Origin of the sequence: Streptococcus pseudopneumoniae, from assembly GCF_001073085.1 — a bacterium.
GTDB classification, from domain to species: Bacteria; Bacillota; Bacilli; order Lactobacillales; family Streptococcaceae; genus Streptococcus; species Streptococcus pseudopneumoniae_M.
This window is the reverse complement of sequence record NZ_JVFV01000042.1, coordinates 20,944-36,298: the sequence shown is the minus strand read 5'-3', so window position 1 is coordinate 36,298 and position 15,355 is coordinate 20,944. Positions and strand designations below refer to the sequence as shown.

17 protein-coding genes are annotated in these 15,355 nt (G+C 40.0%); 16 read left to right on the top strand and 1 reads right to left on the bottom strand.

The features are described 5' to 3' along the window. Positions 1–51: 51 nt before the first annotated feature. The 7 genes from ADH90_RS08580 (at position 52) to ADH90_RS08550 (ending at position 5,944) form a co-directional block, all read left to right on the top strand. Positions 52–930, top strand: coding sequence for a phosphate ABC transporter substrate-binding protein PstS (locus tag ADH90_RS08580; protein WP_049530895.1), 879 nt, complete (start codon positions 52–54; stop codon positions 928–930). Continuing rightward, a complete protein-coding gene (gene pstC / locus ADH90_RS08575) occupies positions 930–1,847 on the top strand; it encodes a phosphate ABC transporter permease subunit PstC (protein WP_049530894.1) in 918 nt (305 codons plus the stop codon). The genes ADH90_RS08580 and pstC overlap by 1 nt, the downstream gene beginning before the upstream one ends. After that, complete coding sequence (pstA, locus tag ADH90_RS08570) at positions 1,837–2,721, top strand: phosphate ABC transporter permease PstA (protein WP_000543058.1); 885 nt, start codon at positions 1,837–1,839, stop codon at positions 2,719–2,721. The genes pstC and pstA overlap by 11 nt, the downstream gene beginning before the upstream one ends. Before the next feature lie 10 nt (positions 2,722–2,731). Continuing rightward, on the top strand, positions 2,732–3,535 hold the full coding sequence (gene pstB / locus ADH90_RS08565) for a phosphate ABC transporter ATP-binding protein PstB (protein ID WP_049504357.1): 804 nt from the start codon (positions 2,732–2,734) through the stop codon (positions 3,533–3,535). Positions 3,536–3,547: 12 nt separating this feature from the next. Continuing rightward, positions 3,548–4,306, top strand: a complete 759-nt coding sequence (pstB, locus tag ADH90_RS08560) for a phosphate ABC transporter ATP-binding protein PstB (protein ID WP_000138672.1) — start codon at positions 3,548–3,550, stop codon at positions 4,304–4,306. An 11-nt stretch (positions 4,307–4,317) separates the two neighbouring features. Then, the gene (gene phoU / locus ADH90_RS08555; RefSeq protein WP_049530893.1) at positions 4,318–4,971 is read left to right on the top strand and encodes a phosphate signaling complex protein PhoU; all 654 of its coding nucleotides are present in this window, start codon (positions 4,318–4,320) and stop codon (positions 4,969–4,971) included. 157 nt (positions 4,972–5,128) lie between these two features. Next, the gene (locus ADH90_RS08550; protein WP_049530892.1) at positions 5,129–5,944 is read left to right on the top strand and encodes an ABC transporter substrate-binding protein; all 816 of its coding nucleotides are present in this window, start codon (positions 5,129–5,131) and stop codon (positions 5,942–5,944) included. A gap of 19 nt (positions 5,945–5,963) precedes the next feature. Here ADH90_RS08550 and ADH90_RS08545 read toward each other — a convergent pair whose 3' ends face one another. Next, positions 5,964–7,238: a PLP-dependent aminotransferase family protein gene (locus ADH90_RS08545; protein WP_049530891.1), complete on the bottom strand. Its 1,275-nt coding sequence runs from the start codon at positions 7,236–7,238 to the stop codon at positions 5,964–5,966. A 375-nt stretch (positions 7,239–7,613) separates the two neighbouring features. Between ADH90_RS08545 and budA the strand changes: the two genes are divergently transcribed. The 9 genes from budA (at position 7,614) to ADH90_RS08495 (ending at position 15,340) form a co-directional block, all read left to right on the top strand. Beyond that, on the top strand, positions 7,614–8,342 hold the full coding sequence (gene budA, locus ADH90_RS08535) for an acetolactate decarboxylase (protein WP_049530890.1): 729 nt from the start codon (positions 7,614–7,616) through the stop codon (positions 8,340–8,342). 12 nt (positions 8,343–8,354) lie between these two features. Continuing rightward, positions 8,355–9,107: a YhfC family intramembrane metalloprotease gene (locus tag ADH90_RS08530; protein ID WP_049530889.1), complete on the top strand. Its 753-nt coding sequence runs from the start codon at positions 8,355–8,357 to the stop codon at positions 9,105–9,107. 117 nt (positions 9,108–9,224) lie between these two features. Beyond that, positions 9,225–10,130, top strand: a complete 906-nt coding sequence (gene murB, locus ADH90_RS08525) for a UDP-N-acetylmuramate dehydrogenase (RefSeq protein ID WP_049530888.1) — start codon at positions 9,225–9,227, stop codon at positions 10,128–10,130. Positions 10,131–10,269: 139 nt separating this feature from the next. Next, positions 10,270–11,427 (top strand): ABC transporter ATP-binding protein, encoded by a 1,158-nt coding sequence (locus tag ADH90_RS08520; protein ID WP_049530887.1) that lies wholly within the window; start codon positions 10,270–10,272, stop codon positions 11,425–11,427. After that, on the top strand, positions 11,408–12,214 hold the full coding sequence (locus ADH90_RS08515; RefSeq protein ID WP_049530886.1) for an ABC transporter permease: 807 nt from the start codon (positions 11,408–11,410) through the stop codon (positions 12,212–12,214). The genes ADH90_RS08520 and ADH90_RS08515 overlap by 20 nt, the downstream gene beginning before the upstream one ends. Then, positions 12,211–12,984: an ABC transporter permease gene (locus ADH90_RS08510; RefSeq protein ID WP_049530885.1), complete on the top strand. Its 774-nt coding sequence runs from the start codon at positions 12,211–12,213 to the stop codon at positions 12,982–12,984. The genes ADH90_RS08515 and ADH90_RS08510 overlap by 4 nt, the downstream gene beginning before the upstream one ends. Beyond that, positions 12,981–14,051 carry an ABC transporter substrate-binding protein gene (locus ADH90_RS08505; RefSeq protein WP_049530884.1) on the top strand — a complete coding sequence of 357 codons (1,071 nt, stop codon included), beginning with the start codon at positions 12,981–12,983 and terminating at the stop codon, positions 14,049–14,051. Before ADH90_RS08510 ends, ADH90_RS08505 begins: the two co-directional genes overlap by 4 nt. 186 nt (positions 14,052–14,237) lie before the next feature. Further along, positions 14,238–14,603 carry a DUF3021 family protein gene (locus ADH90_RS08500; RefSeq protein ID WP_049530883.1) on the top strand — a complete coding sequence of 122 codons (366 nt, stop codon included), beginning with the start codon at positions 14,238–14,240 and terminating at the stop codon, positions 14,601–14,603. Between the two features lie 251 nt (positions 14,604–14,854). Then, positions 14,855–15,340, top strand: coding sequence for an LURP-one-related/scramblase family protein (locus ADH90_RS08495; RefSeq protein ID WP_049530882.1), 486 nt, complete (start codon positions 14,855–14,857; stop codon positions 15,338–15,340). Positions 15,341–15,355 lie beyond the last annotated feature (15 nt).

The window sequence follows — 15,355 nt, the reverse complement described above, 5'->3', positions numbered from 1 at the left end:
AAATAGGGCGAAATTCCAAGCGATTCATCATTATTTTCAAGGAGACAAATAGTGAAAAAATTTAAAAAACTCACACTCTCTCTTGCGACTCTTTTACTTGCTGGTTCGTTAGTAGGATGTGCAAGTTGGATTGATCGTGGGGAGTCTATGACTGCTGTTGGTTCAACTGCTCTCCAACCTTTAGTCGAGGCGGCTGCAGATGAATTTGCATCAGCTCACATCGGAAAAACAGTCAATGTTCAAGGTGGTGGTTCTGGTACTGGACTGTCGCAGGTTCAGTCAGGAGCAGTAGATGTCGGCAACTCCGATGTATTTGCGGAGGAAAAAGACGGTATTGATGCCTCAGCCTTGGTCGACCATAAGGTAGCTGTTGCAGGTTTGGCTGTTATTATCAATAAAGAAGTAGATGTTGATAATCTAACGACGGATCAGCTCCGACAAATCTTCACAGGAGAAATTACCAACTGGAAAGAAGTCGGTGGGAAAGATTTAGCCATCTCAATTATTAACCGTGCGGCAAGTTCAGGTTCTCGTGCGACTTTTGACAGTGTGATCATGGATGGGCAATCAGCAATGCAAAGTCAGGAACAAGATTCAAACGGGATGGTCAAATCAATTGTTTCCCAGACCCCTGGTGCCATTTCCTACTTAGCCTTTGCCTATGTCGATGATTCGGTGGGAACTATCAAACTCAATGGTTATGAACCAATTTCAGAGAATGTAACCACGAATAATTGGCCTTTGTGGTCTTATGAACATATGTATACACTTGGTGAGCCAAATGAATTGGTCGCCGAATTCCTAAACTTTGTTCTTTCGGACGAAGCGCAGAATGGAATTGTTAAAGGAATGGGTTATATTTCAGTTAAGGAAATGAAGGTTGAAAAAGATGCTGCAGGTACTGTGACAGCAATAGAAGGGAGCCAATAATGAATCAAGAAGAATTATCTAAAAAATTGCTCTCTCCGTCAAAGAACTCTCGTCTTGAGAAATTAGGGAAAAGTCTGACTTTTGCCTGCCTTTCTTTGATTGTCATCATTGTAGCCATGATTTTGATTTTCGTAGCCCAAAAAGGTTTGTCGACCTTCTTTGTCAATGGGGTTAATATCTTTGATTTCCTTCTTGGCCAAACATGGAATCCTTCAGGGAAACAATTTGGTGCCCTTCCCATGATTTTGGGTTCCTTTATTGTTACCATCCTATCAGCTCTTATTGCAACACCATTTGCCATTGGGGCTGCAGTCTTTATGACAGAAGTATCACCAAAAGGGGCAAAGATTTTGCAACCTGCCATTGAACTCCTAGTTGGGATTCCTTCAGTAGTTTATGGATTTATCGGATTGCAGGTCGTCGTACCTTTTGTACGTAGTGTCTTTGGTGGAACAGGTTTCGGTATTTTATCAGGGATTTTCGTTCTCTTTGTTATGATTTTGCCGACTGTAACCTTTATGACAACGGATAGTCTACGTGCAGTGCCTCGTCACTACCGTGAAGCAAGTTTAGCCATGGGAGCGACTCGTTGGCAAACCATCTGGCGTGTAACCTTGAAGGCTGCTCGTTCAGGTATTTTTACAGCTGTTGTCTTTGGGATGGCGCGTGCCTTTGGTGAAGCCCTTGCGATTCAGATGGTTGTCGGAAACTCAGCAGTTGTTCCAACTTCATTGACGACACCAGCAGCGACTTTAACATCTGTATTGACCATGGGAATTGGTAATACCGTTATGGGAACTGTTGATAATAATGTTCTTTGGTCACTGGCCCTAGTATTGCTCTTGATGAGCTTGGCCTTTAACAGTGTGATTAAATTGATTACGAAAGAAAGAGGAAAGAAAAACTATGCACGCTAAGAAATTAGATAAACTTGCTACAGCTGTCCTCTATACCATCGCAGGAATCATCGTGACCATTCTAGCTTCCTTGATTCTTTATATCTTGGTTCGAGGCTTACCTCATGTTTCATGGTCATTCTTGACAGGAAAATCATCTTCTTATCAAGCAGGTGGTGGTATCGGGATTCAGCTTTATAATTCCTTCTTCCTTTTAGTCATTACCTTGTTCATCTCTGTGCCTTTGTCAATGGGAGCTGGGATTTACTTGGCTGAATATGCCAAAAAAGGTCGTGTTACCAACTTCGTTCGTACCTGTATTGAGATTTTGTCTTCTCTACCATCAGTCGTTGTTGGTCTCTTTGGTTACCTCATCTTTGTAGTTCAGTTTGAGTATGGATTTTCAATTATTTCAGGTGCCTTGGCTTTGACCGTCTTTAACCTTCCCCAGATGACACGTAATGTTGAAGACAGTTTGAAGCACGTTCACCATACGCAACGTGAAGCTGGTTTAGCACTTGGACTTTCTCGTTGGGAAACAGTTCTTCATGTTGTTATCCCCGAAGCCCTACCTGGTATTGTAACAGGTATCGTCCTTGCATCAGGTCGTATCTTTGGTGAAGCTGCGGCTCTTATCTATACGGCAGGACAATCAGCACCAGCTCTTGACTGGTCAAACTGGAATGTACTCAGCGTAACCAGTCCAATCTCAATCTTCCGTCAAGCAGAAACCTTGGCCGTCCATATCTGGAAAGTTAACAGTGAAGGAACTATTCCTGATGGAACTCTTGTTTCAGCAGGTTCTGCAGCGGTGCTCTTAATCTTTATCTTAATCTTTAACTTTGGAGCACGAAAACTCGGAAGCTATCTACATAAGAAATTAACTGCTGCCTAAAGGAGAAGCCATGTCGAAATATAATTGGGATGAAAGGCATATTATTACTTTTCCAGAAGAAAAAGTGGCCCTCTCTACTAAGGATTTACATGTTTACTACGGTAAAAATGAATCCATCAAGGGCGTCGATATGCAATTCGAAAAAAATAAAATTACAGCCTTGATTGGTCCGTCGGGATCTGGGAAATCAACCTACCTACGCAGTCTCAACCGTATGAATGATACCATTGATATTGCAAAGGTGACAGGACAGATTCTCTATCGAGGTATTGACGTTAACCGTCCTGAAATCAATGTTTATGAAATGCGTAAACACATCGGAATGGTTTTCCAACGTCCAAATCCATTTGCTAAATCTATTTACCGCAACATCACTTTTGCACATGAACGTGCAGGTGTTAAGGATAAGAAGGTTCTTGATGAAATTGTAGAAACTTCACTTCGTCAGGCCGCCCTCTGGGATCAGGTTAAAGACGACCTTCATAAGTCAGCCTTGATGCTTTCAGGTGGTCAGCAGCAACGTCTCTGTATCGCGCGTGCTATTTCTGTAAAACCAGACATTCTCTTAATGGATGAGCCAGCATCAGCCTTGGATCCGATTGCGACAGCTCAACTTGAAGAAACCATGCTTGAGTTGAAGAAGGACTTTACCATTATCATCGTAACTCACAGTATGCAACAAGCTGCGCGTGCTAGTGATTATACAGGATTCTTCTACCTGGGTGACTTGATTGAGTATGATAAAACTGCAAATATTTTCCAAAATGCCAAGCTACAGTCAACAAATGACTATGTAACTGGACACTTTGGTTAGAGAGGAAACAGTATGACAGAACCGATTTTACAGGTTTCAGACCTGTCAGTCTATTACAATAAAAAGAAGGCCTTGAATAGTGTTTCCTTATCTTTCCAACCCAAGGAAATTACAGCCCTTATCGGTCCGTCTGGATCTGGGAAATCAACACTTCTAAAGTCTATTAACCGAATGGGTGACCTTAATCCTGAAGTGACGACAACTGGATCAGTGGTTTATAACGGTCACAATATCTATAGTCCTCGTACGGATACAGTTGAATTACGTAAAGAAATTGGTATGGTCTTCCAACAACCCAATCCTTTTCCTATGTCTATCTATGAAAATGTCGTTTATGGCCTCCGTATAAATGGAGAAAAGGACAAGCAGGTCTTAGATGAAGCAGTGGAGAAGGCTTTACAACGTGCCTCAATCTGGGATGAAGTCAAGGACCGCTTGCATGATTCTGCTATCGGTCTTTCAGGTGGGCAACAACAACGTGTTTGTGTGGCACGTGTATTGGCGACTAGCCCTAAAATCATCCTCTTGGATGAACCAACTTCAGCCTTGGACCCTATTTCTGCTGGTAAGATTGAGGAAACTTTGTATGGTCTAAAAGACAAATACACCATGCTCTTGGTTACTCGTTCTATGCAGCAAGCATCTCGAATCTCTGATAAGACAGGCTTTTTCCTCAATGGAGATTTGATTGAATTTAACGATACCAAGGATATGTTCCTCTATCCTCAACATAAGGAGACAGAGGACTACATTTCAGGTAAATTTGGATAAGGAGTGAGAAGATGTTACGATCTCAATTTGAAGAAGATTTAGAGAAATTGCATAATCAGTTTTATGCTATGGGACAAGAAGTTCTTTCCCAAATCAATCGTACCGTACGTGCTTTTGTAACGCATGACCGTGACATGGCTAAAGAAGTCATTGAGGAAGATGCAGAAGTAAACGAATACGAAGTGAAACTTGAAAAGAAATCATTTGAAATGATTGCCCTACAACAGCCAGTTTCACAAGACTTACGTACAGTTTTAACAGTTCTAAAAGCTGTGTCAGACTTAGAACGTATGGGGGACCATGCAGTATCTATCGCAAAAGCAACGATTCGTATGAAGGGTGAGCAGCGTATCCCTGCAGTTGAAGAAGAAATTAAAAAAATGGGTCGTGAAGTAAAAAACTTTGTTGAAGCCGCTTTAGATCTTTATTTGAATGGTTCTGTGGATCAAGCCTATGAAGTTGCAACCATGGATGAAACTATCAACCATTACTTTGATAATATTCGAGACCTAGCTACAGAAGAAATCAAAAAACATCCAGAAGCTATCGTCACAGGTCGTGATTATTTCCAAGTTATTTCTTACTTGGAACGCATCGGTGACTATGCAAAAAATATCTGTGAATGGGTTGTTTACTTTGAAACAGGTAAGATTGTTGAATTGTAAGATTGATTAATTATGCAAAAAAAGGAGCTTGTTAGTAAGTAAAAGCTCTTTTTTTGAAACAAAAATTGAAAATTTTTCATAAAAATTTGGAATATGCTTGACAAACGAAGTAGATAGAGTTATAATTATACAAAATTAACAGAGAGGTTGTTTATTTATGAATTTTAAAAAATGGATATTTGTCTTATGTAGTTTTCTTGCAAGCTTCTTTTTAGTAGCTTGCCAATCGTCTAGTTCAAGCTCGCAGTCTGCAGTGGAGGCCATCAAGCAAAAAGGAAAATTAGTGGTCGCAACTAGTCCCGACTATGCTCCCTTTGAGTTTCAAGCACTTGTGGATGGTAAAAACCAAGTCGTAGGTGCGGATATTGACATGGCGCAAGCAATCGCTGATGAACTTGGAGTGAAATTGGAAATTTCAAGTATGAGTTTTGATAATGTCTTGACCAGTCTTCAAACAGGAAAAGCAGACCTAGCAATTGCGGGAATCAGTGCAACTGAAGAAAGACAAGAAGTCTTTGATTTCTCAATTCCTTACTATGAAAATAAAATTAGCTTCCTTATCAGAAAATCAGATCTTGAAAAATACAAGGATTTGGATTCTCTAGCAAGTGCTAATATTGCAGCTCAGAAAGGAACTGTTCCTGAATCTATGGTTAAAGAGCAACTTCCAAAGGCACAGTTGACTTCTTTGACAAACATGGGAGAAGCAGTCAACGAGCTTCAATCTAGTAAAGTAGATGCCGTTCATATGGATGAGCCAGTAGCATTAAGCTATGCTGCTAAGAACTCAGATTTGGCAGTGGCTACAGTAAACTTGACTATGAAAGAAGGCGAAGCAAATGCTGTAGCTATCAAAAAAGGTAACTCAGATTTGAAGGAAGTAGTTGATAAGGTCATCCAAAAACTGAAAGATGACGGAACTTACCAAACTTATCTTGAAAAAGCTGCTAAGCTAACAGAAGTAGAACAATAAAAAATAACAGAGTTGGATTTCAGTCCAGCTCTGTTTTTAAATAGCTTAATGTTTCTTCAATATTTTCTAAGGAAATTTTTGCAAAGTGATAAGGGCAGTTCGCTAGATAGGAAGATTCGAAGAAGTCGAGTTCTAGAGGGCTGTGTTTAAGACTAGCGATGCTAGGATAGTTCCTGAGATCAAGCAAAAGCCCATCATGAAGTGGATAGCTCGGTAGGGAAATGGGATACCTTTGTAAGAGCTGTTGGATGTGCTCCTGACTTTTTTCTTGCAGTGCCAGTCGTGCTAGTCTGTTTTTCTCAAAGAGTTGACTATCGATGTAGAGTGATAGAGCCTTTTGCATGATAAGGTTGTTATCGTAGTCGAGAATGTTTTTATAGGTGACAAAAGCTTCCTTGATAGCGTTTGGAAGAAGAAGGGCAGTGATTCGAAGGGCAGGAAAAAGACTGGTAGAAAAGGACTTGATATAGATGACCAAATTATGTTGGTCTAAATAATGAAAGGTTTGTCCCATTTTAGGATCTAAGTCCCCCAGATAGTCATCCTCAACGATATAAATCTGATATTTTGCAGCTAAGTCAAGGATAGCAAGTTTTTCCTCTTCAGAATAAGAATGCCCCAGAGGATAGTGGAAACGGGGAATAGTATAGAAAAACTTAATCTTTCCGCTTTTAAAGTGTTCCTCAAGTTCGTTTAGGTCAATGCCGTCTACTCGACGGTCAATGGTTTGATAGGGAATATTTTGAGCTAGTAGTAGCTGGTTCATCCGATGATAGGTCGGTTGTTCGACCAGTATTTCCTGAGCTTGACCTGGAAAATCAATCTGGGAAAGAATAAACAGTGCTTGTTGGGTCCCAGATGTCATGACTAATTGGTCTGCTTTACTATAAATGGCTTGATCAAAGAGTAATGTCTGAACGGACTGACGTAATTCTTCTAAGCCTTCTTGGTGTTCATAGTAGTTGTAGAGATAATTTTCTCGCCCAATCAAGCTCTCATTGACGCACAGACGAAAATCATCATAGGCTGCTGCGTGTTCATCGTTAACTGAGATAATTAAGTCTTCATGACTGGTTTGTTGCTCCAATACATAATAACCACTTTGAGGTTTTGAGTAGATATATTTCTCGTATCGGAGTTCTAAGAGTGCGCGCTGTATGGTGTCTTTGCTACAGTGAAAATCTTGACTGAGTTTTCGGATAGATGGTAGGCGACTTCCAGTGGGAAATCTACCTGATTCTATCTCATTTTTTAGATAGTGAACGACTTGTTCATACTTGCTTTCTTGCTTCATCCCAGACCTCTCTCGATTTTGTTACATTGTACCTTTTTTTTAGAAGTTTGGCAATGTTATACTCTTCGAAAATCTCTTCAAACCGCGTCAACGTCGCCTTGCCGTATGTATGGTTACTGACTACGTCAGTTCTATCCACAACCTCAAAACAGTGTTTTGAGCTGACTACGTCAGTTCTATCCACAACCTCAAAACAGTGTTTTGAGCTGACTCCGTCAGTTCCATCTACAACCTCAAAACAGTGCTTTGAGCAACCTGCAGCTAGTTTCCTAGTTTGCTCTTTGATTTTCATTGAGTATTAAAAGGCAGTCTAGCATTCAATTCTAATCAGAAATGTGATATACTTAGTAAGTAAAATTTTCAAAGAAGAGTGAGATGATGAAGGTGCAAGAACCAGTAAAATTATTCCAATATAATACTTTGGGAGCCTTGATGGCGGGACTTTACGGAGGAACCATGACCGTTGGTGAATTGCTTGAACATGGTGATTTAGGATTAGGAACCCTAGATTCTATCGATGGAGAATTGATTGTCTTAGATGGGAAAGCTTATCAGGCTAAGGGATCAGGTGAGAAACCTGAAATTGTGGAAGTTTCACCAGATGCTTTGATCCCCTATGCAGCAGTTGTACCCCACCAGGCAGAAGTTATTTTCCGTCAGCGTTTTGAAATGACTGATCAGGAACTTGAAAAACGTATTGAGTCCTATTATGATGGAGAGAATCTTTTCCGTTCCATCAAGATTCATGGTGATTTTAAACACATGCATGTTCGAATGATTCCAAAATCAACAACTGAAACGAAGTTTGCTGAGGTTGCGACGCATCAGCCTGAATATAGCTGCGACAATGTCTCAGGAACTATCGTTGGTTTTTGGACACCTGAAATTTTCCATGGAGTTAGTGTTGCTGGTTACCATCTACACTTTATCTCAGATGACCTAACCTTTGGAGGTCATGTCATGGACTTTGTCATCAAGGAAGGAATCGTAGAGGTTGGAGCTGTCGATCAGTTGGATCAACGTTTCCCTGTCCAGGATCGTCAGTACCTCTTTGCTAAGTTTAACGTTGACGAGATGAAAAAAGATATCGATCAGGCAGAATAATAGGAGTCAAATATGAAAATTCATGTAATAATAACGATGCTGGCCATGTTTGCCGTCCTCATTGCAGCAGTTTGGTACGCAAGAAAGAAATACAAGATTAATTTTGCAGTTTTGGGACTTGGGGCAGTTGCATTTTTTGCTTCATCTCAGGTCTTAGAGAAAATCGTTCATCTCTTGGTTCTTCATCCACAAAAGGATGGGACAGTTCCACTCATGACGGCAAATCCCCTTCTCTATGTGATTTACGGGATCTGTATGGCTGCTTTGTTTGAAGAAACAGCTCGACTTATTTTCTTTAAATGGTTAGAGAAGAAAAGAACTTTGGAAGATTCAGATGCTCTTGCTTATGGATTGGGGCATGGTGGCTTAGAATTGCTCTACCTCGGAATGGGAAGCTTGATTAGTCTTTTGATCCTCTTTTCGTTATTAGAGTCTTCAAATCCAGATCTGGCAAATCTCCTTCCCAAAAATACACTTGAAACAGTACAATCTCTATCTGGATGGCAGGTTTATTTACTCGGTGTTGAGCGTGTGCTTGCTCTTGTTATGCAAATCGGTCTCTCTTTCTGGGTTTATCAAGCAGTTCGCCAAAAGAAATGGATTTACCTAGTAGCTGCTTATGGTTTACACGCCCTATTTGATTTGGCTCCGAGCCTATCTCAAGTTGGCTGGTTGTCAAATCCCCTTCTCGTAGAAGGATTGTTAGCAGTGGAAGTTATTATTTTTATTTACTTTACAAAATCGATCTTTTATAAAAAGCAATAATACAAAAAAGAGGTTCATCCTCTTTTTAGTTTGAGCTTTTGAAAAAGCTAACCAAATCATCGAAAAATAGAGCTAAAAATGATATAATGGAATGAATTTTATAAAAGGATTAGAAAAATGACCGTATTAGATAAACTAAAAGAAACACTAGAAGGAATCGATATTCGATTCGATGAACCGCTAAAAACTTATACCTATACCAAAGTTGGAGGGAAGGCAGATTATTTAGTTTTTCCACGCAATCGCTATGAGATGGCTCGTGTAGTCAAGTTTGCCAATCAGGAAAACATTCCTTGGATGGTTCTTGGAAATGCAAGTAACATTATCGTCCGAGAAGGCGGAGTTCGTGGCTTTGTAATCATGTGTGATAAGCTTAATAATGTTTCGGTTGATGGTTACACCATTGAGGCAGAAGCTGGAGCTAACTTGATTGAAACTACTCGTATTGCCCTACGTCATAGTTTGACTGGCTTTGAGTTTGCTTGTGGTATTCCAGGAAGCGTCGGTGGTGCTGTCTTTATGAATGCCGGGGCTTATGGTGGTGAGATTGCTCATGTTCTCCAGTCTTGTCAAATCTTGACTAAGGAAGGTGAAATCGAAACCCTATCTGCTAAAGACTTGACCTTTGGTTATCGTCATTCAGCCATTCAAGCGTCAGGGGCAGTAGTCCTATCTGCTAAGTTTGCCTTAGCTCCAGGTAATCACCAAGTCATCAAGCAAGAAATGGACCGCTTGACCCACCTTCGTGAACTCAAGCAGCCTTTAGAGTATCCTTCTTGTGGTTCAGTTTTTAAACGTCCGGTAGGTCATTTTGCAGGTCAATTGATTGCAGAAGCTGGTTTGAAGGGCTACCGTATCGGTGGTGTCGAAGTCTCAGAAAAACATGCAGGCTTTATGATAAACGTGGCTGATGGGACTGCAAGAGATTATGAAGACTTAATTGAGTCTGTCATTGAAAAAGTTAAAGAACATTCAGGTGTTACCCTTGAGCGAGAGGTTCGTATCTTGGGTGAACACGAATAACATTATTTTTACATAGCATTAAAAGATTGGGATTTTATCGCTAAATGAGGTTTAGGTCATTTTATTTCCTACACTAGTTTCTAGCATTCTAACAAGGTCCCAATCTGTTAATTTACGAAGAAGAAGGAATTTAGAAGAATTGAAAAAGCCAATTATCGAATTCAGAAACGTTTCTAAAGTTTTTGAAGATAGTGACACTAAGGTTCTCAAGGATATTAACTTTGAGTTGGAAGAAGGAAAATTTTATACACTGCTAGGAGCCTCTGGTTCAGGAAAATCAACCATTCTCAATATTATCGCCGGTTTGCTGGATGCAACGACGGGTGATATTTTACTGGATGGCGTAAGAATCAATGATATCCCGACCAATAAGCGCGATGTTCACACGGTCTTCCAATCTTACGCCTTGTTCCCGCATATGAATGTCTTTGAAAATGTTGCCTTTCCATTGCGATTGCGTAAGGTCGATAAAAAAGAAATCGAACAACGTGTCTTAGAAGTTCTCAAGATGGTACAGTTAGAAGGTTTTGAAAAACGTTCGATTCGTAAACTATCTGGTGGACAACGCCAGCGTGTAGCTATTGCGCGTGCGATTATCAACCAGCCTCGTGTGGTCTTATTGGATGAACCTTTGTCAGCACTTGACTTGAAGTTGCGTACAGACATGCAGTACGAACTACGTGAACTGCAACAACGCTTGGGGATTACCTTTGTCTTTGTTACTCACGATCAGGAAGAAGCTCTGGCCATGAGTGACTGGATTTTTGTTATGAATGACGGTGAGATTGTTCAGTCTGGTACACCAGTTGATATCTATGATGAGCCCATTAACCACTTTGTTGCAACCTTCATCGGTGAATCAAATATCTTGCCAGGGACCATGATTGAGGACTACTTGGTCGAGTTCAATGGCAAACGATTTGAAGCGGTCGACGGTGGGATGAAGCCAAATGAACCAGTCGAAGTCGTGATTCGCCCAGAGGACTTGCGCATTACCCTTCCAGAAGAAGGAAAACTTCAAGTTAAGGTTGATACTCAGCTTTTCCGTGGGGTTCACTATGAGATTATCGCCTATGATGAACTCGGCAATGAATGGATGATTCACTCGACTCGTAAGGCCATCGTTGGTGAGGAAATCGGTCTGGACTTTGAACCAGAAGACATCCACATCATGCGTCTCAATGAAACAGAAGAAGAGTTCGATGCTCGTATCGAAGAGTACGTAGAAATCGAAGAGCATGAAGCAGGTCTGATTAACGCTATCGAGGAGGAAAGAGATGAAGAAAACAACCTCTAAACTCTTTGTAGTGCCCTACATGCTTTGGATTGCACTCTTTGTATTGGCACCCTTGATCTTGATTTTTGGGCAATCCTTTTTCAACATCGAAGGCCAGTTCAGTTTAGAAAACTATAAATCCTACTTTGCGTCACAAAACTTGACCTATCTTAAAATGAGTTTCAACTCTGTTCTCTATGCAGGGCTTGTGACTCTAGTGACACTCTTGATTAGCTATCCAACAGCCCTCTTTTTGACTCGTCTTAAACACCGTCAACTCTGGCTCATGCTGATTATCCTACCAACTTGGATCAACCTTCTCCTTAAGGCTTATGCCTTTATCGGAATTTTTGGTCAAAACGGCTCTATTAATCAATTCCTAGAGTTTATCGGAATTGGTTCTCAGCAGTTGCTCTTTACGGATTTCTCCTTTATCTTTGTCGCAAGCTACATCGAGCTTCCATTTATGATTTTGCCGATTTTCAATGTCTTGGACGATATGGATAACAATCTCATCAATGCCAGCTATGACCTAGGTGCGACCAAGTGGGAAACCTTCCGCCATGTCATCTTCCCTCTGTCAATGAATGGGGTAAGAAGTGGGGTTCAATCTGTCTTTATCCCAAGTTTGAGTCTCTTCATGTTGACCCGTTTGATTGGGGGGAACCGAGTGATTACTTTGGGGACTGCCATCGAGCAGAACTTCCTGACCAATGACAACTATGGTATGGGTTCAACTATCGGTGTGGTTCTTATCCTAACTATGTTTATCACTATGTGGGTGACTAAGGAAAGGAGAGAACGATGAAAAAATTATCGAATCTTTACCTAGCCTTTGTTTTTATCGTCCTTTATTTGCCAATCTTTTACCTGATCGGATATGCCTTCAATGCCGGGGATGATATGAATAGCTTTACAGGCTTTAGTTTGTCTCACTTTGAAACCATGTTTGGAGATGGAAGACTCATGCTCATCTTGGTTCAGACCTTTTTACTAGCCTTCCTATCAGCCTTGATTGCGACAGTGATTGGTACCTTTGGTGCCATCTACATCTACCAATCACGTAAAAAATATCAAGAAGCCTTCCTATCACTCAATAACATTTTGATGGTTGCACCAGACGTTATGATTGGTGCTAGCTTTTTGATTTTCTTTACCCAACTCAAGTTTTCACTTGGCTTTTTGACCGTTCTTTCTAGTCATGTGGCTTTTTCAATTCCAATTGTAGTGCTCATGGTTCTTCCTCGTTTGAAAGAGATGAATGGGGATATGATTCATGCGGCCTATGACCTTGGAGCTAGTCAGTTCCAGATGTTTAAGGAAATTATGCTTCCTTACTTAACGCCGTCTATCATTGCAGGATACTTCATGGCATTCACCTATTCCCTAGATGATTTTGCTGTGACTTTCTTTGTAACGGGAAATGGATTTTCAACCTTGTCAGTTGAGATCTACTCTCGAGCTCGTAAGGGAATTTCTCTAGAAATCAATGCTCTTTCAGCCTTGGTCTTTCTCTTTAGTATTATCCTAGTTGTCGGATATTACTTCATTTCACGTGAGAAGGAGGAGCAAGCATGAAACGACTCTATTCATTTTTAGCAGGAATTCTAGCGATTATCCTTGTTTTGTGGGGAATTTCCTATAATCTTGACAGTAAAATCAATAGTCGCGATAGTCAAAAATTGGTTATCTACAACTGGGGAGATTATATCGACCCTGAACTTCTGGAGAAATTTACAGAAGAAACAGGAATTCAAGTTCAGTACGAAACCTTTGACTCTAACGAAGCCATGTACACGAAAATTAAACAGGGCGGGACAACCTATGATATTGCCATCCCAAGTGAGTACATGATTAACAAAATGAAGGATGAAGACCTTTTAGTTCCATTGGATTATAGTAAAATTGAGGGAATTGAGAATATTGGTCCAGAATTTCTCAACCAGTCTTTTGATCCAAATAACCAGTATTCTATCCCATACTTCTGGGGAACTTTGGGAATTGTCTATAATGAAACCATGGTGGAAGAAGCACCTGAACATTGGGACGACCTCTGGAAACCAGAATACAAGGATTCGATCATGCTCTTTGATGGGGCGCGTGAAGTGCTTGGGTTAGGTCTTAACTCACTAGGCTATAGCCTTAACTCAAAAGATCCTCAACAACTGTCACAAACGGTTGATAAACTGTATGAGCTGACTCCTAATATCAAGGCAATTGTAGCCGATGAGATGAAGGGTTACATGATTCAGAACAATGCTGCTATTGGTGTGACCTTCTCAGGGGAAGCTAGCCAGATGTTGGAAAAGAATCCTAACCTCAAATATGTTGTGCCGACAGAAGCAAGTAACCTCTGGTTTGATAACATGGTTATTCCTAAAACTGTCAAGAACCAAGATGCAGCCTATGCCTTTATCAACTTCATGTTGAAGCCCGAAAATGCTCTTAAAAATGCAGAATATGTCGGTTATTCAACACCAAACAATGCTGCTAAGGAAATGCTCCCTGAGGAGACCAAAGAAGACAAGTCCTTCTATCCCGATGCAGATACAATGAAACACCTAGAAGTTTATGAAAAATTTGACCATAAATGGACAGGAATCTACAGTGACCTCTTCCTACAATTTAAGATGTATCGGAAGTAGGAGATTATCTGCTATCGGAAATAATTTCAATCAGACAAAAAAATAAAACCTAGCCATAGAAAATTAACCATTTTATGGCTAGGTTATTTATTAAAATAGATTATGAATTAGTAGAAAAATATACTTAACTATGCTATAATTTCGATAGAGTTAAAGGCATTTTAATTTATGATTGAGGTAGTAGCTATGATTAAAAAAGCTATTTTTAGAGGAATGATTCCTTTTGTCATTATGACCAGTTTGGCAATTTTTATGAGACTTCAAGGGACTGATATTTTTCAGGTTAAAAGTACATTTTTGGTTGGCATTATTGCTACCTCGATAGCATCAGCCTCGGTAATTTATGAAATTGAAAAATGGTCGCTATTTAAACAATCTATTATACATTTTATCATTATGCTATTTACTGTTCTTCCCTGTCTTCTATTTAGTGGATGGTATAAGTTGATCTCAATTTTGGATTATCTCATTGTTTTAGGTCAATTCTTATTGGTTGGATGTTTCTTGTGGTCTATCGCCTATATAATATTTGGTAAACTGTTAAAAAAATGAGTTTTACTTCATGGTTATTAAGCTTGACGAACCTCTTCAAAAACGATATAATAAGAAAGTTGAGAATTGGTTTTCTCTCCATCTTAGTTCAGAGAATTGGCGGTGCTGCGAGCCATCTAAGATAGAAAATCATGCTACTCAATCTAACAATTGCATAAGAACGAAAGAATGACAAGTTCATTGAATGAAGGTGGTACCGCGGTTTTTCGCCCTTCGTGATATGGATTTGTCTTTTATTTTTGGAGGTGTTTATGAGAACATTTCTTGTCAAACAGAAATTTCGCCTAGGTGGTGAACGTTTTGATATCAAGGATGAGTTGGGCAATGTCGCCTATCAGGTTGAAGGTTCATTTTTTAAGATTCCTAAAACCTTTACCATCTATGATGTTGCTGGTGAACAGGTCAGTGAGATTAGTAAGGAAGTCTTAACTTTCCTACCTCGTTTTGAAATTCAACTCAGTAACGGCGATAGTTTTTATATCCGCAAGAAGTTGACGTTCTTTAGAGATAAGTATGAATTTGACAATCTCGGTCTTCGTATCGAAGGAAATGTCTGGGATTTGAATTTTAAATTGCTAGATGACCGCGATCAAGTAATTGCAGAGATTGCTAAGGAACTTTTCCATTTAACCTCTACCTATACCGTAACCGTTTATGACGAATCTTATGCAGACCTAGTCATTTCCCTCTGTGTCGCTATCGACTATGTGGAAATGCTAGAAAGCCAATCAAATTAGTAAAAAGGAGATACA

What these genes read in the sequence shown, in the direction of transcription:
- ADH90_RS08530 (WP_049530889.1), top strand. Translation starts at nt 8,355, where the DNA reads ATGAAAATTCATGTAATAATAACGATGCTGGCCATGTTTGCCGTCCTC.
- ADH90_RS08510 (WP_049530885.1), top strand. Translation starts at nt 12,211, where the DNA reads ATGAAAAAATTATCGAATCTTTACCTAGCCTTTGTTTTTATCGTCCTT.
- ADH90_RS08500 (WP_049530883.1), top strand. Translation starts at nt 14,238, where the DNA reads ATGATTAAAAAAGCTATTTTTAGAGGAATGATTCCTTTTGTCATTATG.
- pstB (WP_000138672.1), top strand. Translation starts at nt 3,548, where the DNA reads ATGACAGAACCGATTTTACAGGTTTCAGACCTGTCAGTCTATTACAAT.
- pstA (WP_000543058.1), top strand. Translation starts at nt 1,837, where the DNA reads ATGCACGCTAAGAAATTAGATAAACTTGCTACAGCTGTCCTCTATACC.
- budA (WP_049530890.1), top strand. Translation starts at nt 7,614, where the DNA reads ATGATGAAGGTGCAAGAACCAGTAAAATTATTCCAATATAATACTTTG.
- pstB (WP_049504357.1), top strand. Translation starts at nt 2,732, where the DNA reads ATGTCGAAATATAATTGGGATGAAAGGCATATTATTACTTTTCCAGAA.
- ADH90_RS08550 (WP_049530892.1), top strand. Translation starts at nt 5,129, where the DNA reads ATGAATTTTAAAAAATGGATATTTGTCTTATGTAGTTTTCTTGCAAGC.
- ADH90_RS08495 (WP_049530882.1), top strand. Translation starts at nt 14,855, where the DNA reads ATGAGAACATTTCTTGTCAAACAGAAATTTCGCCTAGGTGGTGAACGT.
- ADH90_RS08515 (WP_049530886.1), top strand. Translation starts at nt 11,408, where the DNA reads ATGAAGAAAACAACCTCTAAACTCTTTGTAGTGCCCTACATGCTTTGG.
- ADH90_RS08545 (WP_049530891.1), bottom strand. Translation starts at nt 7,238, where the DNA reads ATGAAGCAAGAAAGCAAGTATGAACAAGTCGTTCACTATCTAAAAAAT.
- murB (WP_049530888.1), top strand. Translation starts at nt 9,225, where the DNA reads ATGACCGTATTAGATAAACTAAAAGAAACACTAGAAGGAATCGATATT.
- pstC (WP_049530894.1), top strand. Translation starts at nt 930, where the DNA reads ATGAATCAAGAAGAATTATCTAAAAAATTGCTCTCTCCGTCAAAGAAC.
- ADH90_RS08505 (WP_049530884.1), top strand. Translation starts at nt 12,981, where the DNA reads ATGAAACGACTCTATTCATTTTTAGCAGGAATTCTAGCGATTATCCTT.
- phoU (WP_049530893.1), top strand. Translation starts at nt 4,318, where the DNA reads ATGTTACGATCTCAATTTGAAGAAGATTTAGAGAAATTGCATAATCAG.